This window comes from Serratia sp. JSRIV004 (genome assembly GCF_019968705.1).
Classification (GTDB): Bacteria; Pseudomonadota; Gammaproteobacteria; order Enterobacterales; family Enterobacteriaceae; genus Chania; species Chania fonticola_B.
Map to the genome: position 1 here is coordinate 2,314,607 of NZ_CP074140.1, position 22,494 is coordinate 2,337,100.

Sequence of the window (22,494 nt, forward strand, 5' to 3'; positions counted from 1 at the left end):
TATGAATAAGTAAAGATAGATGGGGGGAAAGTAATTTAATCTATGCGGGAATCAAACTGGAGCAGGTAAGTGAGTAAGGTAATTATCTGTAATTGTTATAATAATCGATATTTAAGTCTGGTTAATCTTTAAAAGACCAATATCTCCCCTGCAACCCCTTCTTTGTTAAGTGTTATTTATTAATTGCATTTTGCAAAGAAGCAGTTCAACCGCAATGTTGCGAAGTCTCTTGAGCAGGGGGCCTGATCAAGAGACCGCTAACAGGAAGAAGGATAGGGCATCTGTGGGAGCTTAATAGATCACTTTGTGGCCGTAGCTTTCCAGGATCCCCTTCACGCGATCCATGGTGTCGGCCTTAGGCGGATGAACGCCGTCCAACTTGTACTCTTCACCCATCGCGATCCATTTGTGCTTGCCCAGTTCGTGGTAAGGCAACAGCTCGATCTTCTCGATATTAGTCATATCCTTGGTGAACTCACCGAGCAGATGCGTCGATTTATCATCATCAGACCAGCCTGGCACCACCACGTAGCGGATCCAGGTGCGTTGATTACGTTTGGCCAGATAACGAGCAAACTCCAGCGTACGATGGTTGGAAACTCCCACCAGGTTCTGGTGAATATCGTCATTCATCTGTTTCAGATCGAGCATCACCAGATCGGTGGTATCCAGCAGCTCATCAATCACCGGGTCATAACGGCGGACAAAACCGTTGGTGTCCAGACAGGTGCTGATCCCTTCCTTGTGACAGGCGCGGAACCAGTCGCGAACAAATTCGGCCTGCAGGATCGCTTCGCCGCCGGACGCCGTTACGCCGCCGCCGGAAGCGTTCATAAAGTGACGGTAGGCCACGGTATCAGTCATCAGCTCTTCAACCGTGACCTCCTTGCCGCCGTGGGTGTCCCAGGTATCGCGGTTATGGCAGTACAGGCAGCGCATCAGGCAACCCTGGAAGAACACGATAAAGCGGATACCAGGGCCATCAACGGTGCCACAGGATTCGAAAGAGTGGATGCGGCCTTTCAAGGACATTGCGGGTTTCTCCAAAATCGACTGTCAAACGCAGTCTACAATAGGCTGGTAACCGCCAGGCAGGGATCAACGATGTGGCGAAAAAAGGCGCCAGGTAAAACGATTCCTGTTGGCCGGTTACGTACCGGTTCACTGTTTTGCCAGATATCCATGCAGTATATACCCATCACAGGCTAATCAGCAGCGTAGATACCTGGCAAAACAGACTCAAGACCAGAGTCAGGGGGGACTTAGTAAAAAGGCCGGAATATCCGGCCTTGGTAACACTTGTTCAGTGGGGCAGAGTGATCCGCCCCGGAGAAACCGCGATTAGATCGACTGGGTGAAAGTACGAGTAATCACGTCTTGTTGCTGTTCTTTAGTCAACGAGTTGAAGCGCACTGCGTAACCCGATACGCGGATGGTCAGCTGAGGATATTTCTCAGGGTTTTCCATCGCGTCCAGCAGCATTTCACGGTTCATCACGTTCACGTTCAGGTGCTGACCGCCTTCGATGGACGCTTCGTGGTGGAAGTAACCATCCATCAGACCCGCCAGGTTGGCTTTACGCACGTCGTCATCTTTACCCAACGCGTTAGGCACGATGGAGAAGGTGTAAGAGATACCATCTTTCGCATAGGCAAACGGCAGTTTGGCTACGGAGGTCAGAGAGGCTACAGCACCTTTCTGATCGCGGCCGTGCATTGGGTTGGCACCTGGACCAAATGGAGCGCCAGCACGACGGCCATCTGGGGTGTTACCGGTTTTCTTACCATAAACCACGTTAGAGGTGATGGTCAGCACGGACTGAGTTGGTACCGCATTACGGTAGGTACGCAGTTTCTGAATTTTCTTCATGAAACGTTCTACCAGGTCGCAAGCGATGTCATCTACGCGAGAATCGTTGTTACCGAACTGCGGGTATTCACCTTCGATTTTGAAGTCGACAGCCAGGCCGTCTTCATCACGGATGGTGGATACTTTGGCGTACTTGATGGCAGACAGGGAGTCGGCTGCTACGGACAGACCCGCGATACCACAAGCCATGGTGCGATAAACATCACGGTCATGCAGAGCCATCAGCGCAGCTTCATAGCTGTACTTGTCGTGCATGTAGTGAATGATGTTCAACGAGGTCACATACTGCTTGGCCAGCCAGTCCATGAAGTGGTCCATACGTTCCATGACTTTGTCATAGTCCAGTACGGTGTCCATCATTGGGGCTTCTTTCGGGCCAACCTGCATTTTCAGTTTTTCATCAACGCCGCCGTTGATTGCGTACAACATGGTTTTCGCCAGGTTGGCACGCGCACCGAAGAACTGCATTTGCTTACCGACAATCATCGGGCTGACGCAACAGGCGATGGCATAGTCATCGTTGTTGAAGTCTGGGCGCATCAGGTCGTCGTTTTCATACTGTACGGAGGAGGTGTCGATAGACACTTTCGCGGCGTATTTTTTGAAGTTCAACGGCAGTTTTTCAGACCACAGGATGGTCATGTTTGGCTCTGGAGATGGCCCCATGGTGTACAGCGTGTTCAGGAAGCGGAAGCTGTTTTTGGTTACCAGCGTACGACCATCAACACCCATACCGGCCAGGGATTCTGTTGCCCAGATTGGGTCACCAGAGAACAGCTCATCATATTCAGGAGTACGCAGGAAGCGAACCATACGCAGTTTCATGACCAGGTGGTCGATCAGTTCCTGCGCCTGCAGTTCGGTCAGTTTACCGGCCTTGATATCGCGCTCAATGAACACGTCCAGGAAGGTAGATACGCGGCCGAAGGACATGGCTGCACCGTTCTGGGATTTCACCGCGGCCAGGTAGCCGAAGTAGGTCCACTGCACGGCTTCTTGAGCGGTGCTGGCTGGGCCGGAAATGTCGTAGCCGTATTTGGCGGCCATTTCTTTAATCTGCCCCAGGGCGCGGTGCTGTTCAGCAATTTCTTCGCGCAGCTGGATGGTCATTTCCAGATCTTCGCCATTTTCCAGACGAGTCTGCAGAGACTTGAACTGGTTCAGCTTGTCGGCCATCAGGAAGTCGATACCGTACAAAGCAACGCGACGGTAGTCACCGATGATACGGCCACGGCCATACGCATCTGGCAGACCGGTCAACACGCCAGATTTACGGCAGTTCAGGATGTCTTTGGTGTAAACATCGAATACGCCCTGGTTGTGGGTTTTGCGGTATTCGGTGAACACTTTCTTCACTTGTGGATCCAGTTCACGGCCATAAACCTTGCATGAACCTTCAACCATCTTGATGCCGCCGAATGGGATCAGCGCGCGCTTCAGAGGAGCATCAGTCTGCAAACCAACGATGGTCTCCAGATCTTTGTTGATATAGCCCGCATCATGAGAAGTCACGGTGGAGACGACGTTGGTATCGAAATCAACTGGCGCATGGGTGCGGTTTTCCAGTTTGATCCCTTCCATAACCTTGTCCCACAGAGTGGTAGTGGCTTGACTTGCGCCAGCCAGGAAGGATTCATCACCCTCGTAAGGAGTGTAGTTTTTCTGGATGAAGTCACGTACGTTGACTTCTTTCTGCCAGTCACCTTCGCTGAAACCTTGCCAAGCGGTCGCTAACTTCTCGTTAAGTTCGGTCATTATACACCTACCTTCTAATGTGGATTTCTTTGTAAACCCGGCGCCGTGCCAGCCAACAGATTAGTGATTCTGTTTGCCGCCACGCAGATAAATTACCCAGTAAGTCAACCCAACCAGTAGACCACCGCCAATGATGTTACCGATGGTGACGGGGATCAGGTTGTCGATGATAAAGTTGCTTACGGTCAGATGAGCGAATTGCTCGGGTGCTGCCCCCACGGCTTGCCAAAACTCTGGCGTGGCAAAGTGCTTAACCACTATACCCATAGGGATCATAAACATGTTGGCGATACTGTGCTCAAAGCCGCTGGCAACGAACATGGCTACCGGCAGGATCATGGCGAACATCTTGTCCATCAGGCTGCGGCCGGAGTAGCTCATCCAGACGGCCAGGCAAACCATCAGGTTAGCCAGGATGCCCAGACAGACGGCTTCGATAAAGGTGTGGTGCAGTTTATGGTCGGCGGTTTGCAATACGTTCAAACCCCACAGGCCATTGGCCGCCATATACTCGCCTGAGAACCAGATCAGAGCAACGAAGAACAGGGCACCAATCAGGTTGCCAATATAGACGTTTAACCAGTTAAGAGCCAATTGCCCCCAGGTAATACGCCCGCTGGCTTTGGCAATCACGGTCAGTACGGTGGAGGTAAACAGGTCCGCCCCGCAGACGACGACCAGCATTAACCCCATGGAGAAGCAGATACCACCCACCAGCTTGGCGAGGCCGAAAGGAATGGCGGCGGTGCCGGTGGTCGCTGTGATATAAAAAACAAAGGCGATAGAAATGAACACACCTGCGGTGATCGCTAAATAAAAAGTCGTCAGCGGATGCTTGGTGGCTTTATACACCCCCGCATCCTCGGCAACTTTCGCCATCGCGGCAGGTAACAGCATATCGAAGGGGTTGTCAGCTCTCACACTAACTCTCGCTCTTAAGGGTTATTACAACACACTGAGATACTAGCAAAGCAGTATAGGGTAAAAATTGACTTGGATCATAACGCGCGGAAGTAAAACGGCTTAAAACCGCAAATTTAGTAGGGTTTATTGGGTTATATTATTGATTTTAATGTAAAAAATATTTTTTAATGTTTACAAAAAATTTTGAAGTTAACGCCGTTTTGGACTGGGAAGGGTTAAATTTTTGTACTTATTGTCGCTTTTAGATGAATAAGCATTAATTGATGGTTAATTAATATTTCACGCTGACGTAACAATTGGCGATTTAATTATCCTGTTGGCTGATAAGTGCGCTTTTGATAAAAACATGCAACGTCAGGGTTTGCCTGTTTTTTGATCGGCAATCGGGTCAAGGCTGCTTCTTTGGGAGTAACGCCGGTAAGGTTCTACCGGCGTATCAATCAGGCTTATGCCTGCGCCCAGTGACGGCGTTTGGCAGTTTGCAGCTTTTCGTAAGCCGCCAACAGCGCTTGGTGGGCCGGCAGGGCTTTCAATTCACTGTCGATGGCAAACAGGCCGTTGAAGCGCTCTTCACCGCTCATGGCCGCAGAGGCAGCGTCAACCGCATCCTGACCATACATCTTCACGAAGGCCGTGTGATATTGAGCAGGATCGCGTTCTGGCTCCAACGCCAACAGCAGCAGTGTCTGCAGGCAACGATAGTAGTTACTGCGCTCTGGGGTAAACAGCGAGGCGTTGAACTCCTGCGTCCACTCGGCCCAGATCAGTGCCTGCTCGAGATCGCCACCGGCCAATGCCAGCATGGATTTCAGTTCGCCAACGCGCAGGGTGTACCAGGCGTTGTCTTTACCAGAGGCAATGCCCAGCAATTCACGTACGCGGGTGAAATCGTCCAACCCTTCATCATCCAACTGCTGGATCAGAGCCAGGTACTCTTCCGGCTCCCACTCGCTGCCCGGCAGTTGCAGCAGGGTTTCACGCAGGTGCGCGCCCATGCTGTTGTTTGCCAGCAGCAGATCCTCTGCCGGATAGATGTCGGACATCCCCGGTACGATGATACGGCAGGCGTACACGTCCAGGTGCTCGTAATCGGCGATGTACACTTCGGCATCTTCTTTATTAAAGATGCTCATCAGGGTGGCGAACTCTTCCTGCGTGCTGCCGCTGAAACTCCAGTCGACAAAAGGATAGTCGGCATCCTGTTTGAACAGATCCCAGGAGATCAAACCGCTGGAATCGATGAAGTGAGTTTCCAGGTTGGCGTGCTCGGCGACTTCCTCGTCGTCGAAGGTTGGGGCGGTAAACACATCCAGATCTTTCAAGCCGCGGCCTTGCAACAGCTCGGTAACCGTACGCTCCAGCGCGACCCCGAAATCAGGGTGAGCCCCAAAGGAGGCAAAGCAGGTGCCGTTGGCAGGGTTGAACAACACCACGCAGATCACCGGGTAGTTGCCGCCTAACGAAGCATCATAAGAGAGGATCGGGAAACCTTCGGCTTCCAGCTTGGCGATCGCCTCAACCACGTCAGGATAGCGGTTCAGCACTTCGCTCGGGATTTCCGGCAGGCTGATGGACTCGGCGATGATGCGGTTTTTCACATAGCGCTCGAACACCTCGGAGAGGCCCTGAACCCGCGCTTCGTTGGCGGTATTGCCAGCGGACATGCCGTTGGACACGTACAGGTTGCCGATGATGTTCATCGGAATATAAACGGTCTGCTGATCTGACTGGCGGGTGAATGGCAGGGCGCAGATGCCACGATCGCTATTGCCAGACTGCAGATCGATCAGATCGCTGGCAGTCAGTTCCTGCTCCGGATCGTAGAAAGCGTGCGTGCGCTCATCCAGGATGCCTTGTGGCAGTGAGTTGTCAGCCGGGATCGGGAACCATTTCTCATTGGGATAGTGAACGAAATCGCCTTCGGCAATCTGTTGGCCCAAATAGAAATCGGCGAAGAAATAGTTGGTCGACAGGCGCTCGAAATACTCGCCCAGCGCGGAAGCCAGCGCGGCCTTTTTGCTGGCACCTTTACCGTTGGTGAAGCACAGCGGGCAATCGCGATCGCGGATATGCACTGACCAGACGTGTGGCACCGGATTCAGCCAGGAGGCTTCTTCGATATTGAAACCCAGATCGGTTAATTTCTGCTGAAAACGGGCGATGGAGTCTTCCAGCGCAGCGTCTTTGCCAGGAATAAAAGTTTGCGTCATTGTCTTCACTTATGTGGCGTACTAAAAACGCGCAATGATACGGGGTTTTGTTCTCAAGCTCCACGTATTCCTAAAGCCGATCAGAAGTCACAGTTTTTCTAGGGATAAAGACGATAATTCAGCGGGTTAACAATAATGGAGAAACGTAATGAAATCAGTGAAACTCAGCGTGTTGGCACTACTGTTGGCCGGGGCATGCGGCTCGGCACTAGCGTTACCTAACATCACCTTGCTGGCCACCGGCGGGACTATCGCTGGTGGCGGCGACTCGGCCACCAAGTCTAACTACACCGCAGGTAAACTGGGTGTAGAGGCGTTGGTGGATGCGGTGCCGGAGTTGAAAAAGGTTGCCAACGTGCAGGGCGAGCAGGTGGTCAACATCGGTTCGCAGGATATGAATGACGAAGTTTGGCTCAAGCTGGTCAAGAAAATCAATGCGGACTGTGCCAAAACCGATGGCTTCGTGATCACCCACGGTACCGACACGCTGGAGGAGACCGCTTATTTCCTGGATCTCACCGTCAAGTGCGATAAGCCGGTCGTGATCGTGGGGGCGATGCGCCCGGCAACGGCCATGAGTGCCGATGGTCCATTTAACTTGTATAACGCAGTTGTCACAGCCGCTGACCCTCAATCGGCCAAGCGTGGCGTGCTGGTGGTGATGAATGATACGGTGCTCGATGGCCGCGACGTGACCAAAACCAATACCACCGGCGTACAGACTTTCCAGTCACCTAATTTTGGCCCGTTGGGATACATCCACAACGGCAAAATCGACTACCAACGTTCGCCACAGCGCAAGCACACCAGCGAAACGCCGTTTAACGTCGACCAGATGAGTACGCTGCCGACGGTTGGTATTATCTATAACTATGCTAACGCGTCCGACGCGCCAGCCAAGGCGCTGATCGCCGAAGGTTATCAAGGGATCGTCAGCGCCGGGGTGGGTAATGGCAACCTGTATAAAACCGTGTTTGATACGCTGGCCACGGCGGCCCATAACGGCGTAGCGGTAGTGCGTTCCTCCCGTGTGCCTACCGGCTCCACTACTGAAGATGCGGAAGTGGATGATACTAAACTCGGTTTTGTGGCAGCCGGAACGCTGAATCCGCAAAAAGCGAGAATTCTGCTGCAACTGGCATTAACTCAAACCAAAGACGCCAAACAGATCCAGGCGATGTTTAATCAGTATTGATCCCTGACTCAAGTGGGGGCGTAATGCCCCCATTTTCCCCGCTCCGACTATGCTGTAGGAAATCTCTTTTCGCAGGAACGATTTCATGCAGGCATTTGATATCCAAAGAATGGCATTTGACGAGACCACGCCAGAGTTCCTGGCCGAGGTGGCGCTACGCTGCCTGTTCACTTTTCTGCTGGTGTTTATCTTCTTAAAAATGACCGGGCGCCGTGGCGTACGCCAAATGTCGCTGTTTGAAGTGCTGATCATCCTGACTCTGGGGTCCGCCGCGGGTGACGTCGCGTTTTATCACGATGTTCCTTTGCTACCGGTGCTGATGGTTTTCGTTTGTATGATGGTGATGTACCGCTTTTCCACCTGGTTGATGGATCGCTTTCAAAAACTCCAGACCTGGATGGAGGGCGAGCCGCTGATTCTGGTCAGTGAGGGGCTGTTCGATTGGGATATCCTGTGCCGGGAAAATATCACCCATGATGAGTTCTTTATGGAACTCCGTCAGGCCGGTGTTGAGCACCTTGGGCAGGTGAGATTGGCCATCCTGGAGGTGAACGGCACCATATCGGTGTATTTCTACCCGGATGAGCAGGTACGGCCAGGATTACCAGTGTTACCGGCACAATGCGTTAAAAGCGTGGTTGAGATTGATGTGGAGGGTGACTATGCCTGCGGGATGTGTAGCCTGATCTCCACCTTGACGCCATCACCCGAACACGACTGCCCACGCTGTGGTAACCGTAAATGGATCGCAGCCTTGTCCCATAGCCGGGTAAGCTGAATACAGCACAAAAAACCGCGTTAACCCGCTGAATACGCCAGTGTCACAGCGTTTTATGGCATAAATAAACCCTGAGGCCGCAGAGCCTGTTATTTGCGGCCTCGCCAGTTTCTCACCCTTGGAACAATAAGCATTGCAGCCGGGTTACGTGAGTGATAAAACCGATAGAGTTGGTTAACATCAGCGTTAACTTCGGGCATATGTCGAAAGCCGATTTTTACGGCGCACAGTGAATGTGGTGAGGGGAAATGACTCAGGTTTATAATTTTAGCTCAGGCCCGGCGATGCTGCCGGTTGAAGTTTTGCGTCGTGCGGAACAAGAGCTGTGCAACTGGCACGGTCTTGGCACGTCGGTGATGGAAATCAGCCATCGCAGTAAAGAATTTATCGCCGTCGCCGAACAGGCCGAACAGGATCTGCGCGATCTGCTGAAAGTCCCCGCCAACTATAAAGTGCTGTTCTGCCACGGCGGTGCCCGTGCCCAATTTGCCGCGTTGCCACTGAACCTGTTGGGTGATAACACCACCGCCGACTATATCGATGGTGGCTACTGGGCGCACAGCGCGATCACCGAAGCGGAAAAATACTGCCAACCCAACGTGATCGACGTCAAAACCACCGTTGACGGCTTAAGCGGCATCAAGCCGATGAAAGAGTGGCAACTGAGCGATAACGCGGCATACGTCCACTATTGTCCGAACGAAACCATTGACGGTGTGGCCATTGATGAAACGCCAGACTTTGGCGATAAAGTGGTGATTGGCGATTACTCTTCGACCATCCTTTCCCGTCCGTTGGACGTCAGCCGTTTCGGCGTTATCTATGCGGGCGCACAGAAAAACATTGGCCCCGCTGGCCTGACGCTGGTGATTGTGCGTGATGACCTGCTGGGTAAAGCACGCCGTGAAGTCCCGTCGATCCTGGATTACACCGTGTTGGCAGAAAACGACTCGATGTTCAACACGCCGCCAACCTTCGCCTGGTATCTGTCTGGCCTGGTATTCAAATGGCTGAAAGAGCAGGGCGGCCTGGTGGAAATGCAAAAGCGTAACCAGGCCAAGGCCGAGTTGCTGTATAGCACTATCGATCAGTCGGACTTCTACCGTAGCCGTGTGGCCGTTGCCAACCGCTCCTGGATGAACGTGCCGTTCCAGCTTGCCGATCCTGCGCTGGATAAAGTGTTCCTGAGCGAAGCAGAAGCCATTGGCCTGCAGGCGCTGAAGGGCCACCGCGTAGTAGGCGGCATGCGTGCTTCCATCTATAATGCGATGCCGCTGGCCGGCGTGAAGACCCTGACCGACTTTATGGTCGACTTTGAACGCCGCCATGGTTGATTGCCACCGCCCGCATTGAACGGGCGGTCGTACCGCTGTTGTCCTTTTGCATTAAAGCGGCTCCGGCATTATCCCGGGGCCGTTTCGTTTATCAGATTCTGGAGAGTTTTGTTCACATGGTGGATTCCCTGACGTTACAACCGGTTGCTTTGGTCGATGGCACCGTCAACTTACCCGGCTCCAAGAGCGTATCCAATCGGGCTTTGCTACTGGCTGCACTGGCGCGGGGAACGACCCGGCTGACCAACCTGCTGGACAGCGACGACGTGCGTCATATGTTGAATGCCTTGCAGGCGCTGGGAGTGAGTTACCAGCTCTCCGACGATCGCACCACCTGTTCCGTTGAGGGTAATGCTGGCCCGTTGGTTGCCGCGCAGCCGCTGGAGCTGTTCCTCGGTAATGCCGGTACGGCAATGCGTCCATTAGCGGCAGCACTGTGTCTGGGAGAGGGCGACGTGGTGTTGACCGGCGAACCGCGCATGAAAGAGCGCCCGATCGGCCATCTGGTGGATGCCTTACGCCAGGGCGGGGCGCAAATCGATTACCTTGAACAAACCGATTATCCACCTGTGCGCCTGCGTGGCGGTTTCCGCGGCGGCGACGTAAGCGTTGACGGCAGCGTATCCAGCCAGTTTCTGACCGCCTTGCTGATGATGGCACCGTTGGCGGCCCAAGACACCGCTATCCATATTTTGGGTGAGCTGGTTTCCAAACCTTATATCGATATTACCCTGCACCTGATGAGGACTTTCGGCGTGGAAGTCACGCACGACAACTATCGCGTGTTCCATATCCGTGGGCAGCAGACTTACCGTTCACCAGGCGACTATCTGGTAGAAGGCGATGCCTCTTCAGCATCCTATTTCCTGGCCGCTGCGGCGATTAAGGGCGGCACAGTGCGTGTTACCGGTATCGGTAAGAAAAGCGTGCAGGGCGATACCAAATTTGCCGACGTGCTGGAAAAAATGGGCGCGCACATCACCTGGGGCGATGACTTTATCGAGTGCAGCCGCGGTGAGCTCAAAGGCATCGATATGGACATGAACCACATTCCAGATGCGGCGATGACCATTGCCACCACCGCGCTGTTCGCGGCCGGGCCGACCACCATCCGCAATATCTACAACTGGCGGGTAAAAGAAACCGACCGTCTGGCGGCGATGGCAACAGAACTACGCAAAGTTGGCGCCGAGGTGGATGAAGGTGAGGATTACATCCACGTCGTGCCGCCAAGCAAGCTGCAGTTTGCCGAGATCGGCACTTACAACGATCACCGTATGGCGATGTGCTTCTCGCTGGTGGCGCTGTCCGATACGCCGGTGACCATTCTTGATCCGAAGTGTACCGCCAAGACCTTCCCGGACTATTTTGAGCAGTTGGCGCGTATCAGCCAGTTGGCCTAATCTTCTCTATATCCGTTATCAATGGGCCTCGTTTGAGGCCTTTTTTGCGATTAGTGCCCATCTTTTCGGCAATCAGACAGTTCGCGGTAACAGTAAACTCCACAGGCGCGTATAATACGCCCCCGAATCTGCTCCTACTTGGGCAGACAGCAGGGCGTGTTCCTGTGAGGTTCCTACCTGAAGGAGAGAGAAATGACGGCTACAGTTCCGGTGATAACCGTTGATGGACCAAGTGGTGCAGGCAAAGGCACGCTGTGCAAGGCGCTGGCAGAATCCCTTGGTTGGCGTTTGCTGGATTCCGGCGCGATTTATCGCGTACTGGCCCTGGCAGCGTTGCACCATCAGGTGGATATCACCTCTGAAGAGGCGTTAGTCCCCTTGGCCGCCCATCTCGACGTCCGCTTTGTTGCTCAGGACGGCAAGCTGCAGGTTATTTTGGAAGGTGAGGACGTCAGTAATGAGATCCGCACCGAAACCGTTGGCAATACGGCTTCGCAAACGGCCGCATTCCCACGAGTTCGTGAGGCGCTGCTGCGCCGCCAACGCGCATTTCGCGAGGCACCGGGCCTGATCGCCGATGGCCGTGACATGGGCACGGTGGTGTTCCCGGATGCGCCGGTTAAAATTTTCCTTGACGCCAGTTCCGAAGAGCGTGCGCATCGTCGCATGCTACAGTTGCAGGAAAAGGGCTTTAATGTTAACTTTGAACGTCTTTTAGCCGAGATAAAGGAGCGGGATGACCGTGACCGTAATCGGGCTATTGCGCCACTGGTACCGGCTCTCGATGCCCTCGTGTTGGATTCTACCAGCATGTCGATCGAGGAAGTGATCCAGCGGGCGTTGGCATATGCACATGAAGTTTTGGCGTTGCCGCAGCAATAAGCGCGGCGGCGTTTTTAGCTTTTTGTCATATTTGTCATCGTACTGCATAGCAGTAACTGAATATATCGGGTAAAATTTTACCCCTGTAACCTAAACCTTGTCGGCAGGAAGCCAATGGCAAGGTATGTGAAACAACCCCATTCGGCGGGACGCTAAATGGACGTTAAACTATAGAACCCTGAAGATTAAACATGACTGAATCTTTCGCTCAACTCTTTGAAGAATCCCTGAAAACAATCGAAACCCGTCCGGGTTCCATCGTTCGTGGTGTTGTTGTTGCTATCGATAAAGATGTCGTACTGGTTGACGCCGGTCTGAAATCTGAATCTGCCATCCCGGCTGAGCAATTCAAAAACGCCCAGGGCGAGCTGGAAATCCAGGTTGGTGACGAAGTTGACGTTGCGCTGGACGCTGTTGAAGATGGCTTCGGTGAAACTCTGCTGTCCCGTGAGAAAGCTAAGCGTCACGAAGCTTGGATCACGCTGGAAAAAGCTTACGAAGAAGCTGAAACTGTCGTCGGTGTTATCAACGGCAAAGTTAAGGGTGGCTTCACTGTAGAGCTGAACGGTATTCGTGCGTTCCTGCCAGGTTCCCTGGTTGACGTGCGTCCAGTTCGCGACACTCTGCACCTGGAAGGCAAAGAGCTTGAGTTCAAAGTCATCAAGCTGGATCAGAAGCGCAACAACGTTGTTGTTTCTCGTCGTGCAGTAATCGAATCCGAAAACAGCGCAGAGCGCGATCAACTGCTGGAAAACCTGCAGGAAGGCATGGAAGTTAAAGGTATCGTTAAGAACCTCACTGACTACGGTGCATTCGTGGATCTGGGCGGCGTTGACGGCCTGCTGCACATCACTGACATGGCTTGGAAACGCGTTAAGCACCCAAGCGAAATTGTCAACGTGGGCGACGAAATCACTGTCAAGGTGCTGAAGTTCGACCGCGAGCGTACTCGTGTATCTCTGGGCCTGAAGCAACTGGGCGAAGATCCATGGGTTGCTATCGCTAAACGTTACCCAGAAGGCACCAAGCTGACTGGTCGTGTTACCAACCTGACTGATTACGGCTGCTTCGTGGAAATCGAAGAAGGCGTTGAAGGTCTGGTACACGTTTCTGAAATGGATTGGACCAACAAAAACATCCATCCGTCCAAAGTTGTTAACGTGGGCGATGTAGTGGAAGTGATGGTTCTGGACATCGATGAAGAACGTCGTCGTATCTCCCTGGGCCTGAAGCAGTGCAAAAACAACCCATGGCAGCAGTTCGCAGAAACCCACAACAAGGGCGACCGCGTTGAAGGTAAAATCAAGTCTATCACTGACTTCGGTATCTTCATCGGCCTGGACGGCGGCATCGACGGCCTGGTTCACCTGTCTGACATCTCCTGGAACGTTGCAGGCGAAGAAGCAGTTCGTGAATACAAGAAAGGCGACGAAATCGCAGCTGTGGTTCTGCAAGTTGACGCAGAGCGCGAGCGTATCTCCCTGGGCGTGAAGCAACTGGCTGAAGATCCGTTCAATAACTACCTGTCTATGAACAAGAAAGGTACTATTGTTACTGGTAAAGTCACTGCAGTTGACGCCAAAGGTGCTACAGTTGAATTAGCAGGCGGCGTAGAAGGTTACCTGCGTGCTTCTGAAGCCTCTCGCGACCGTATTGAAGACGCAACTCTGGTTCTGAACGTTGGTGACGAAGTTGAAGCTAAATTCACTGGCGTTGACCGTAAGAACCGCGTTGTAAGCCTGTCCGTCCGTGCGAAGGACGAAGCTGACGAGAAAGATGCAATCGCTACGGTTAACAACACCAAGCCGGAAGAAAGCAACTTCTCTAACGCTATGGCTGAAGCCTTCAAAGCGGCTAAAGGCGAGTAATGACGGGGGGCGGTTTCTGACCGCCCCGATACGGTAGTTTAGCTGCAAAGCTTGGAGGAACTATGACCAAGTCTGAACTTATTGAAAGACTTGCTGGCCAGCAATCTCATATTCCGGCGAAGGCCGTTGAGGATGCAGTGAAAGAGATGCTCGAACACATGGCAGCTACGCTAGCCGAAGGTGAGCGCATCGAGATCCGCGGATTCGGCAGTTTTTCTCTTCACTACCGTGCTCCGCGCGTCGGCCGTAACCCTAAAACGGGTGATAAAGTTGAGTTGGACGGCAAGTACGTCCCTCACTTCAAGCCAGGTAAAGAGTTACGTGACCGTGCCAATATCTATGGCTAGTCGCTGACCACCCATAGTGTTGTTGCTTGTAAAGAATATAAAACGGTGCCTTAGGGTGCCGTTTTTTTTCGCCTGAAAAATCCTTCCATACCTGCCAAAATTTGCGCTCCGCTCCGCAACCTTTCCTGCAAATGCCAAATAGCCAACCGATTGTTTACGACCTCCTTTCCTGAGTAGCAACCTGCAACTGGCGGTTAATCGTCTGAGAAGTCACATTTGTTGCAGGATAAACTTGGCAAGGAGCGCGGAAATCAGGATCTCACTGGATAGGGCCGCCATCGCTTTGGTGATGGGGATGCTGCCGATACTGTTTTTGTCCCACTTACCGTCGTGGCCTTTATTGATGGGGCTAGCCGTTGCGGCTTTGTGGCTCTGGCGATATAAGCCGAATCCATGGCGCCAGGCACTATGCTGCTGCCTGCTGGGCTTTATCTACGCCACCGGCAGTGCCAGCCTGTTGATGCAGCAAGTTGCAACGTTGACGACCAGCGGCGATAAAGCCGTGATTGCTTCCGTGCGTAGCATTTGGCTGAACGGGGCTGAAACACCACAGGTGCAACTGCGTATTGAGCAGGTTGGCGGGCGATGGCTGGTTCCTGCATTGTCCTTTACGGCAAACTGGCGTGGCGAAAAGCCCTGTGCGGGGCAACGTTGGGCAATGAAGGTTCGCTTCCGTCCGGTACATAGCAGCCTGAATGAAGGGGGCTTTGACGGGCAGCGTTGGGCCATTGCTAATCGGCAACCGTTGCGTGGCTTTGTACGTTCTGCAACGGCACTGGATAAGGGCTGCAACTGGCGCCAACTGATCGTCAAACAAATGGATCAATCGTTCATTCCACTGACGCAACGCCCGGTGTTGCTGGCGCTGGCGTTTGGCGAACGCTCGCTGATGAGTAATGAACTGCGTGGGCAACTGATGAAAACCGGCGTGGCTCACCTGATGGCCATTTCTGGCCTGCATATTTCCCTGGCCGCTGCCTTTGCCTGGGGGCTGGCGCGTGGCGTGCAGTTTTTGTTGCCCGCGCGTTACATCGGCTACCGTTTGCCGCTGGTCGTCAGTTGGTTGATGGCGCTGTGCTATGTGTGGTTGGCAGGTGGGCAACCTCCGGCAATGAGGGCCTTTATTGCCTTGTCTCTGTGGCTTTGGCTGCGCCTTAAAGGAGTTTCCTGCACTTCCTGGCAAATCTGGCTGTGGTGTATCAGCCTGCTGTTGCTGTGCGATCCTATGTCGGTGCTTTCGGACAGCTTCTGGCTCTCCGCCCTGGCGGTTGCGGCCTTAATCTTTTGGTTCGAATGGGCACCGTTGCCCAGGCGCTTCAGCACTTCTTGGGGTTGGGCACCTCTGCGTTGGCTACACATGCAACTAGGTATGATGCTATTGCTGATGCCGTTACAATTTGGCCTGTTTCATGGCTTGAGCTGGACATCGTTACCCGCCAACCTTTGGGCGGTACCGATCGTTTCTCTGCTGTCGGTTCCGTTGATATTGTTGGCATTGATGCTATTTTTTATTCCGCCGGTAAGCCACTGGTGTTGGCAATTGGCCGATCTTACCGTCAGTTGGGCCTTATGGCCGCTTCCCGGGCTCGAGCAAGGGTGGCTAGAGGTTGGGGCTGCCTTGCTGCAATTTAGCGCCCTTGGGTGGTTAGCCGTGGTTTGCTGGCGTTTTCGCTGGTGGTATCACTTTCCTGTTGGTTGTGCCGTTGTGGTGCTAGGTTGCCTATTCGGGCGGGAAAGATCGCCAGATTATCGCTGGCGGGTAGATATGCTCGACGTAGGGCACGGCCTGGCGGTGGTGATCGAGCGAGAAGGTAAGGCCGTCATCTTTGATACGGGCAACCGCTGGCAAGCCTCCAGCGCGGCAGAGCGCAACATTTTGCCATTCCTGCGTTGGCGGCAGATCTCGCTGGAGCAAATCGTGATCAGCCATAGCCATCTGGATCATATCGGCGGCTTGTCGGTACTCGAAGCGGCGTTTCCACAGGCCAGCGTGCGTACGCCGATCGTTAACGTTGGCCACCTGCCTTGCGTACAAGGGCAGCGATGGGTGTGGCGAGAGCTAAACTTTCAGGTGTTGTGGCCTCCTGCAAGGGTGGATTATGCCGCTAACGATGATTCCTGCGTAGTGCGTGTCGATGACGGCAAGTTCAGCCTGTTGCTGACGGGTGATATTGAACGCCGAGCTGAGCAGGCATTGCTGAAACAACGTGCGAATTTACCCAGCACTATCCTTCAGGTGCCTCATCACGGCAGCAAGACATCTTCAACGCCGCCATTTTTGCGTGCCGTTGCCCCCAAGCTGGCGTTTGCCTCGGCATCCCGCTATAACGCCTGGCGGTTACCGGCAGCAAAAATAGTCAAACGCTATCGGGAAAATCACATTCCCTGGCGTGATACGGCCCGCTCAGGGCAGCTCAGCGTGTTTTTTTATCGTCATGATTGGCAAGTTAAAGGCTTTCGCGAACAACTAAATCCACGTTGGTATCATCAGTGGTTTGGCGTTGAGGGGGATAATGAGTAGAATGGGCCGCTATTTCTTCCGATGCTGGTATTTGCATGATGAATGATAAAGATCTGTCCACCTGGCAGACGTTCCGCCGCCTCTGGCCGATGATCACACCGTTTAAAACCGGGTTGGTGGTCGCCGCCATTGCGCTGGTTTTAAACGCCGCGGGGGATACGTTGATGCTGTCCCTGCTCAAACCGTTATTAGACGACTTTGGTAAAGCCGATAGCCGAGTCTTGCATTGGATGCCGTTGGTCGTGATTGGCCTGATGCTGATGCGTGGCATCACCAGCTATGTCTCCAGCTACTGTATTTCCTGGGTGTCTGGCATGGTGGTAATGCAGATGCGCCGCCGCCTGTTCGGCCATATGATGCGAATGCCGGTGGCCTTTTTTGACCAGCAATCAACAGGAACTCTGCTTTCACGTATTACCTACGACTCGGAACAGGTAGCTTCATCCTCTTCCAGCGCGTTGGTTACCGTGGTGCGTGAAGGGGCCTCGATCATCGGCCTGTTCATCATGATGTTTTATTACAGCTGGCAGCTCTCACTGATCCTGATCGTGCTGGCACCGATTGTTTCCTTCGCAATCCGCCTGGTCTCCAAACGTTTTCGCAATATCAGTAAAAATATGCAAAACACCATGGGGCAGGTGACGACCAGTGCCGAACAGATGCTGAAAGGGCATAAAGAAGTGCTGATCTTTGGTGGCCAACAGGTGGAAACCGAGCGCTTCAACACCGTCAGTAACCGCATGCGTCAGCAGGGGATGAAGTTGGTTTCGGCTTCTTCTATTGCCGATCCTATTATTCAGTTGATCGCCTCATTGGCATTGGCGTTTGTGCTGTTTGCAGCAAGCTTCCCTAGCGTGATGGATACGCTGACCGCCGGTACCATTACCGTGGTGTTCTCCGCCATGATTGCCTTGATGCGTCCACTGAAATCCTTGACCAACGTGAATGCCCAGTTCCAACGCGGTATGGCGGCCTGCCAGACGTTGTTCTCGATCCTGGATTTGGAACAGGAAAAGGATACCGGTACTCGCCAGGTTGAACGTGCCAAAGGTGATATCGAATTCCGTAATGTGACCTTCGCCTATCCGGGGCGTGAGATCCCAGCGCTGCGTGATATCAATCTGAGCATTTCAGAAGGTAAAACGGTGGCGTTGGTTGGTCGTTCTGGTTCGGGTAAATCGACGATTGCCAACCTGCTGACGCGGTTCTACGACGTGCAGGAAGGGCAGATCCTGATGGATGGCCACGACCTGAGGGAATATACCCTGGCCTCGCTGCGCGATCAGGTTGCCCTGGTCTCACAGAACGTCCACCTGTTCAATGACACCATTGCCAACAACATTGCCTATGCTCGTGAAGAGCGCTACAGCCGTGAAGAGATCGAGAAAGCGGCGCGCATGGCCTATGCCACCGACTTCATTGATAAAATGGAGCAGGGTCTGGATACGGTGATCGGTGAGAACGGCGTGATGCTTTCCGGTGGTCAGCGTCAGCGTATTGCCATCGCTCGTGCCTTGCTGCGAGATTGCCCAATCCTGATCCTGGATGAAGCCACCTCCGCGCTGGATACCGAATCCGAGCGTGCGATCCAGGCGGCCTTGGACGAACTGCAGAAAAACCGTACCTCATTGGTAATTGCCCACCGTCTGTCGACTATCGAGAAAGCCGACGAGATCCTGGTGGTTGAAGATGGGCGTATCGTTGAACGTGGCCAGCATGCCGAGTTGATCGAGCAGAAAGGGGCTTACGCACAACTTCACCGCATGCAGTTTGGTCAGTAATGATAGAGCGTATCTGGTCAGGTAGTTCACTGGTTTACCTGCTGCTGTTGCCGCTCTCCTGGCTGTATGGCCTGGTGAGCGGCCTGATCCGCCTTAGCTACCGCTGTGGCTTGCGCAAGAGTTGGCGTGCGCCGGTGCCGGTCGTTATCGTGGGGAACCTCACTGCGGGTGGCAACGGTAAAACACCGATGGTGATCTGGTTGGTTGAACAGCTGCAACAGCGTGGCTACCGGGTCGGCGTGGTTTCCAGAGGTTACGGCGGCAAGTCGGCGGTCTATCCGCTGGTGCTGGATGCTCAGACTACCACCCGGCAGGCCGGTGATGAACCCGTGCTGATCTTTCAGCGCACCGGGGCACCGGTGGCTATTTCACCAAAGCGCGCCGAAGCGGTGCAAGCCTTGTTGAACCAGGGCAAGCTTGATTTGATCATCACCGACGATGGCCTCCAGCACTATGCTTTACAGCGTGATTTTGAGCTGGTGGTGATCGATGGCGTTCGTCGCTTCGGCAACGGCTGGTGGCTACCCGCTGGCCCAATGCGTGAGCGTGTATCCCGCTTAAAGACGGTGGATGCCTGTGTGGCAAATGGCGGTGTTGCCCAGCCGGGGGAAATCGCCATGAAGCTCCAGGCGCAGGATGCGGTAAATATCGCCAGCGGTGAACGCCGCCCGGCGATCGAATTGCCCCACGTGGTGGCGATGGCAGGGATCGGTCATCCTCCAAGATTTTTCGCCACGTTAGAAAAGTTGGGAGTTGAAGTCGAGCGCGAGGTTGCTTTTGCCGATCACCAGGAATACAACCACGGGCAGTTAGCCGCATTGGCGAGCCAAGGCCAAACGCTGCTGATGACCGAGAAGGATGCGGTGAAATGCCGTGCCTTTGCCCAGCCTGACTGGTGGTATTTACCGGTTGAAGCGGTACTTCCCACCGAGCAGGCCGAGCGACTGTTGCAAGGGATCCAGAAGTTAATCAAATAATCTAAGCTTCCAAAGCGTGCAAGCCCAAGGCTTGCGCGCAAGCTTGCAGTGAGCGCTGCTGTGTTTGCTGGTAAAGCGCCAACTCATCAATCACGCCTGCCCCTAATGCCTGTTCAAACGCCGCACGGCTTGATGACGCCGCGTATCGCGCATGGCGGCTCCCCCCCAGATTAGACTGAAAAATTCCGGCGGCGCTGACCGGCAGGAAATCCTCATACACCAACGGCTGGAAGCGGATGTAGTCCAGTGCGATGAGCTGTTCAAGCGTGCTGTGCTGCTCAACGGTCTCTTTAGCCGCCAGCCCGCATTCGGTAGGGAAATAGCGGAACCAGGCTAATTGCTGCACGCGCAGTGTATTGTAATCATCCGGGAAGGCTTGGAAATGCTCAGCCAGCAGTTGGTAATAGCGTGGAGCATTATCTTCCGTAGCCGGAACCTGTAATGCATCCTGGGCGGCCTGCAGCAGGCGATCGTAAAGCGCTCGCCCTTTGGCGGTCAGGGCTACGCCCCGTTGCTCAATTTCACCGAAACGCGCGGTATGATGGCCCACAACCTGATGACCGTCGGGTTCGATAAACAGGACTTGTTCCTCTAACGCTTTGAAACTGGTCTGGCGTAGCAGAATAGGGCAGTTGCGTGTAGGTGGGCCTTCGATCACCGCTTTAGGCGGGATCCCGCGTTCTGGCATTGCCGCCTGTACTCGATCGATATCCAGCGTTCTTGGTGTCAGGTGGTTGATATGCGGCCCTTTGAAGGCGACGATATCGGCGATCAGGCGATGTTGATTGTGCAACTGTTGATACTCGCTGGCGCTGACGGTGGCCAAACGGTGCCAACGGAAGGTTTCGAGCGCCTGGGCAACGAATTCTTGCGCCTGTTCAGCATCCAGCCCGCCCTGAACTTCATGTAACGCTATCAGCTCCAAAGCCCGCTCGGTAAAAATGCAGCGGCGATCCAGCAGCCGTTGTGCCAGCTCGCGTAGCGCCACATTCTCAATCAGTTCCAGCCGTAGCAACGAAGTAAAGATGCGAAACGGGCTGACTTGCAGATCGGCTTCATGTACGGCACGAAAGGCGGTGGAGTGGACGGGGACACCAGCAGCGGTGAGATCGTAATAACCCACAGGAGACATGCCCATGACGGCAAACAGTCGTCGTAAAGTCTGCAATTCAGCTGCCGTGCCGACGCGGATAGCGCCGTGGCGCTCCATCGATAATCGACCGATTTCACCGGTAATCTGCAACCCATGTGCCAAGGCTGAATCTTTACTCAGCACCTCCCGATTGGTTTCAGCGACCAGTTCGATCAAGTCACCATACAGTGGCACCTCTTGTTGATACATGGCCGACATTGCCAGGGAAAATTTGGCGCGAATGTCATTCGGCGAGACGAAGTGCTGGTCGATCATACTGCTAGCTCCTTAGCTCAATAAAATCTGAAAAATGCGGTTTAGGCCGCCAATAGTGCTGGCCAGATGACACCTCACCGTGTTTTTGACTCAAGTCTAGTCAGTTGGTTCGTGATTTGTTATCGATTGGCTAACGATATTAGTGTTTTATGCGTTGGCTCTCATTTGCAGGTATCACCCCAAGTGGTGAGTGATGAGCGAAATGCTCTTTCGGTGAGCTAAAAAAAAGAGGGGTTTAAATTTTGAAAATCAGTGTGATAGGAATATTTTTGGCGGATATAGCTAAAAAGTGTGATAAACCTCTTGTCTTGATGATGAGTTTATGAGTTAATGCATACCGGCCTGTGATGCAGCGCTATTTATGTACGAGTATAGATTAAGTAGTTCCTCCCAAGACGTTATCATCTGATTCCGCTTCAAAGACGAACCTTCTAAGTACCTCCCATAAGTAATGATTCTGAAAAACGGCCAAATTGCCATAGGGCAGGTTTTTGTAAATATTTAAAAGGTAATAGTAATGTCTAAGAAGACGGGTCAGGTTAAGTGGTTCAACGAAAGTAAAGGTTTTGGTTTCATTGAACAACAAGATGGCGGCAAAGATGTATTCGTACACTTCTCTGCAATCATGACCGAAGGTTTCAAGACTCTGGCAGAAGGCCAGCGTGTTGAGTATACCATTCAGGACAGCCCGCGCGGGCCGGCTGCCGCCAACGTTGTTGCTCTGTAAGTTTAGAGGGAATAGCGTATAGAGAGCTTAATACAACCATAATGACGCGTTTATGCTGAGTTATGCGGAAGATATTAAGCTCAAACAGCCCGCCGTAGTGCGGGTTTTTTAATTTTTGCTCACGAGAGGTTTGTTACGAGAAACTTTAGGATGGGCTGGTAGCGTCCACACAATAACAAAAATAACGTTGTGAAGGATGCTCAAGTGAAAGGATATAAAATATGTTTAAGAATACAATGCTAAAAATGGGCCAAGTGAAATGGTTTGATCAGGCTCAAGGCTATGGTGTTATTTCACCGGTCGATGGTAGTGACGAAATTTATGTTAGCCGCCGTGCTATCGCCAATACCAAGAACAAGTCATTAAACGAAGGTCAGAACGTCGAGTTCTCGATTTATCGTAGCTCTCACGGGCTGTCAGCGGCAGACGTTATCGCGTTCTGACCCAAACTTTCCTCGCCAGTGCCGGTGCCGCCACCCCATGCACTGGCGAAGAAAATTTCTCCAGGATCCTCT

The 22,494-nt window shown here is 53.2% G+C and carries 17 protein-coding genes; 12 read left to right on the top strand and 5 right to left on the bottom strand.

Features of this window, described 5'->3' with window-relative positions; translation table 11 throughout:
- Positions 1-291: 291 nt before the first annotated feature.
- The 4 genes from pflA to ycaO all read right to left on the bottom strand — a co-directional run bounded on the left by pflA (position 292) and on the right by ycaO (position 6,758).
- Entirely contained in the window at positions 292-1,032 is a 741-nt protein-coding gene (gene pflA / locus KGP21_RS11050) for a pyruvate formate lyase 1-activating protein (RefSeq protein ID WP_024484611.1), read from the bottom strand.
- A 309-nt stretch (positions 1,033-1,341) separates the two neighbouring features.
- Positions 1,342-3,624 (bottom strand): formate C-acetyltransferase, encoded by a 2,283-nt coding sequence (gene pflB / locus KGP21_RS11055; protein WP_021804926.1) that lies wholly within the window; start codon positions 3,622-3,624, stop codon positions 1,342-1,344.
- Positions 3,625-3,684: 60 nt separating this feature from the next.
- Complete coding sequence (gene focA, locus KGP21_RS11060; protein ID WP_024484609.1) at positions 3,685-4,545, bottom strand: formate transporter FocA; 861 nt, start codon at positions 4,543-4,545, stop codon at positions 3,685-3,687.
- A 449-nt stretch (positions 4,546-4,994) separates the two neighbouring features.
- Positions 4,995-6,758, bottom strand: a complete 1,764-nt coding sequence (ycaO, locus tag KGP21_RS11065) for a 30S ribosomal protein S12 methylthiotransferase accessory factor YcaO (RefSeq protein WP_071680745.1) — start codon at positions 6,756-6,758, stop codon at positions 4,995-4,997.
- Positions 6,759-6,906: 148 nt separating this feature from the next.
- Between ycaO and ansB the strand changes: the two genes are divergently transcribed.
- From ansB to lpxK, 10 genes are all read left to right on the top strand, one after another.
- Positions 6,907-7,953, top strand: a complete 1,047-nt coding sequence (ansB, locus tag KGP21_RS11070) for an L-asparaginase 2 (RefSeq protein ID WP_037375004.1) — start codon at positions 6,907-6,909, stop codon at positions 7,951-7,953.
- An 85-nt stretch (positions 7,954-8,038) separates the two neighbouring features.
- Positions 8,039-8,731 (top strand): DUF421 domain-containing protein, encoded by a 693-nt coding sequence (locus KGP21_RS11075; protein WP_059200392.1) that lies wholly within the window; start codon positions 8,039-8,041, stop codon positions 8,729-8,731.
- Positions 8,732-8,979: 248 nt separating this feature from the next.
- Complete coding sequence (gene serC / locus KGP21_RS11080) at positions 8,980-10,065, top strand: 3-phosphoserine/phosphohydroxythreonine transaminase (protein WP_021804922.1); 1,086 nt, start codon at positions 8,980-8,982, stop codon at positions 10,063-10,065.
- 116 nt (positions 10,066-10,181) lie between these two features.
- Positions 10,182-11,468 carry a 3-phosphoshikimate 1-carboxyvinyltransferase gene (aroA, locus tag KGP21_RS11085; protein WP_179253153.1) on the top strand — a complete coding sequence of 429 codons (1,287 nt, stop codon included), beginning with the start codon at positions 10,182-10,184 and terminating at the stop codon, positions 11,466-11,468.
- 192 nt (positions 11,469-11,660) lie between these two features.
- The gene (cmk, locus tag KGP21_RS11090; RefSeq protein ID WP_021804920.1) at positions 11,661-12,350 is read left to right on the top strand and encodes a (d)CMP kinase; all 690 of its coding nucleotides are present in this window, start codon (positions 11,661-11,663) and stop codon (positions 12,348-12,350) included.
- A gap of 191 nt (positions 12,351-12,541) precedes the next feature.
- On the top strand, positions 12,542-14,218 hold the full coding sequence (gene rpsA, locus KGP21_RS11095; RefSeq protein WP_021804919.1) for a 30S ribosomal protein S1: 1,677 nt from the start codon (positions 12,542-12,544) through the stop codon (positions 14,216-14,218).
- 62 nt (positions 14,219-14,280) lie between these two features.
- Positions 14,281-14,565: an integration host factor subunit beta gene (gene ihfB, locus KGP21_RS11100; protein WP_004928264.1), complete on the top strand. Its 285-nt coding sequence runs from the start codon at positions 14,281-14,283 to the stop codon at positions 14,563-14,565.
- 289 nt (positions 14,566-14,854) lie between these two features.
- Positions 14,855-17,086 carry a ComEC family protein gene (locus KGP21_RS11105; RefSeq protein ID WP_245398492.1) on the top strand — a complete coding sequence of 744 codons (2,232 nt, stop codon included), beginning with the start codon at positions 14,855-14,857 and terminating at the stop codon, positions 17,084-17,086.
- A 35-nt stretch (positions 17,087-17,121) separates the two neighbouring features.
- Positions 17,122-18,867: a lipid A ABC transporter ATP-binding protein/permease MsbA gene (gene msbA, locus KGP21_RS11110; RefSeq protein WP_021804917.1), complete on the top strand. Its 1,746-nt coding sequence runs from the start codon at positions 17,122-17,124 to the stop codon at positions 18,865-18,867.
- Positions 18,867-19,844, top strand: a complete 978-nt coding sequence (lpxK, locus tag KGP21_RS11115; RefSeq protein ID WP_021804916.1) for a tetraacyldisaccharide 4'-kinase — start codon at positions 18,867-18,869, stop codon at positions 19,842-19,844. Before msbA ends, lpxK begins: the two co-directional genes overlap by 1 nt.
- A 1-nt stretch (position 19,845) precedes the next feature.
- Here the strand turns inward: lpxK and KGP21_RS11120 are convergent, their stop codons facing one another.
- Positions 19,846-21,252, bottom strand: coding sequence for a VOC family protein (locus KGP21_RS11120; protein ID WP_223538176.1), 1,407 nt, complete (start codon positions 21,250-21,252; stop codon positions 19,846-19,848).
- A gap of 517 nt (positions 21,253-21,769) precedes the next feature.
- On the opposite strand from KGP21_RS11120, the gene KGP21_RS11125 reads away from it, so the two are divergent.
- A complete protein-coding gene (locus KGP21_RS11125; protein WP_021804914.1) occupies positions 21,770-21,979 on the top strand; it encodes a cold shock domain-containing protein in 210 nt (69 codons plus the stop codon).
- A gap of 221 nt (positions 21,980-22,200) precedes the next feature.
- On the top strand, positions 22,201-22,422 hold the full coding sequence (locus KGP21_RS11130) for a cold-shock protein (RefSeq protein ID WP_021804913.1): 222 nt from the start codon (positions 22,201-22,203) through the stop codon (positions 22,420-22,422).
- The last annotated feature ends 72 nt before the right edge of the window (positions 22,423-22,494 follow it).

What these genes read in the sequence shown, in the direction of transcription:
- KGP21_RS11120 (WP_223538176.1), bottom strand. Translation starts at nt 21,252, where the DNA reads ATGATCGACCAGCACTTCGTCTCGCCGAATGACATTCGCGCCAAATTT.
- rpsA (WP_021804919.1), top strand. Translation starts at nt 12,542, where the DNA reads ATGACTGAATCTTTCGCTCAACTCTTTGAAGAATCCCTGAAAACAATC.
- KGP21_RS11130 (WP_021804913.1), top strand. Translation starts at nt 22,201, where the DNA reads ATGTTTAAGAATACAATGCTAAAAATGGGCCAAGTGAAATGGTTTGAT.
- pflA (WP_024484611.1), bottom strand. Translation starts at nt 1,032, where the DNA reads ATGTCCTTGAAAGGCCGCATCCACTCTTTCGAATCCTGTGGCACCGTT.
- ansB (WP_037375004.1), top strand. Translation starts at nt 6,907, where the DNA reads ATGAAATCAGTGAAACTCAGCGTGTTGGCACTACTGTTGGCCGGGGCA.
- KGP21_RS11075 (WP_059200392.1), top strand. Translation starts at nt 8,039, where the DNA reads ATGCAGGCATTTGATATCCAAAGAATGGCATTTGACGAGACCACGCCA.
- aroA (WP_179253153.1), top strand. Translation starts at nt 10,182, where the DNA reads ATGGTGGATTCCCTGACGTTACAACCGGTTGCTTTGGTCGATGGCACC.
- KGP21_RS11105 (WP_245398492.1), top strand. Translation starts at nt 14,855, where the DNA reads ATGGGGATGCTGCCGATACTGTTTTTGTCCCACTTACCGTCGTGGCCT.
- serC (WP_021804922.1), top strand. Translation starts at nt 8,980, where the DNA reads ATGACTCAGGTTTATAATTTTAGCTCAGGCCCGGCGATGCTGCCGGTT.
- pflB (WP_021804926.1), bottom strand. Translation starts at nt 3,624, where the DNA reads ATGACCGAACTTAACGAGAAGTTAGCGACCGCTTGGCAAGGTTTCAGC.
- cmk (WP_021804920.1), top strand. Translation starts at nt 11,661, where the DNA reads ATGACGGCTACAGTTCCGGTGATAACCGTTGATGGACCAAGTGGTGCA.
- KGP21_RS11125 (WP_021804914.1), top strand. Translation starts at nt 21,770, where the DNA reads ATGTCTAAGAAGACGGGTCAGGTTAAGTGGTTCAACGAAAGTAAAGGT.
- ihfB (WP_004928264.1), top strand. Translation starts at nt 14,281, where the DNA reads ATGACCAAGTCTGAACTTATTGAAAGACTTGCTGGCCAGCAATCTCAT.
- ycaO (WP_071680745.1), bottom strand. Translation starts at nt 6,758, where the DNA reads ATGACGCAAACTTTTATTCCTGGCAAAGACGCTGCGCTGGAAGACTCC.
- lpxK (WP_021804916.1), top strand. Translation starts at nt 18,867, where the DNA reads ATGATAGAGCGTATCTGGTCAGGTAGTTCACTGGTTTACCTGCTGCTG.
- msbA (WP_021804917.1), top strand. Translation starts at nt 17,122, where the DNA reads ATGATGAATGATAAAGATCTGTCCACCTGGCAGACGTTCCGCCGCCTC.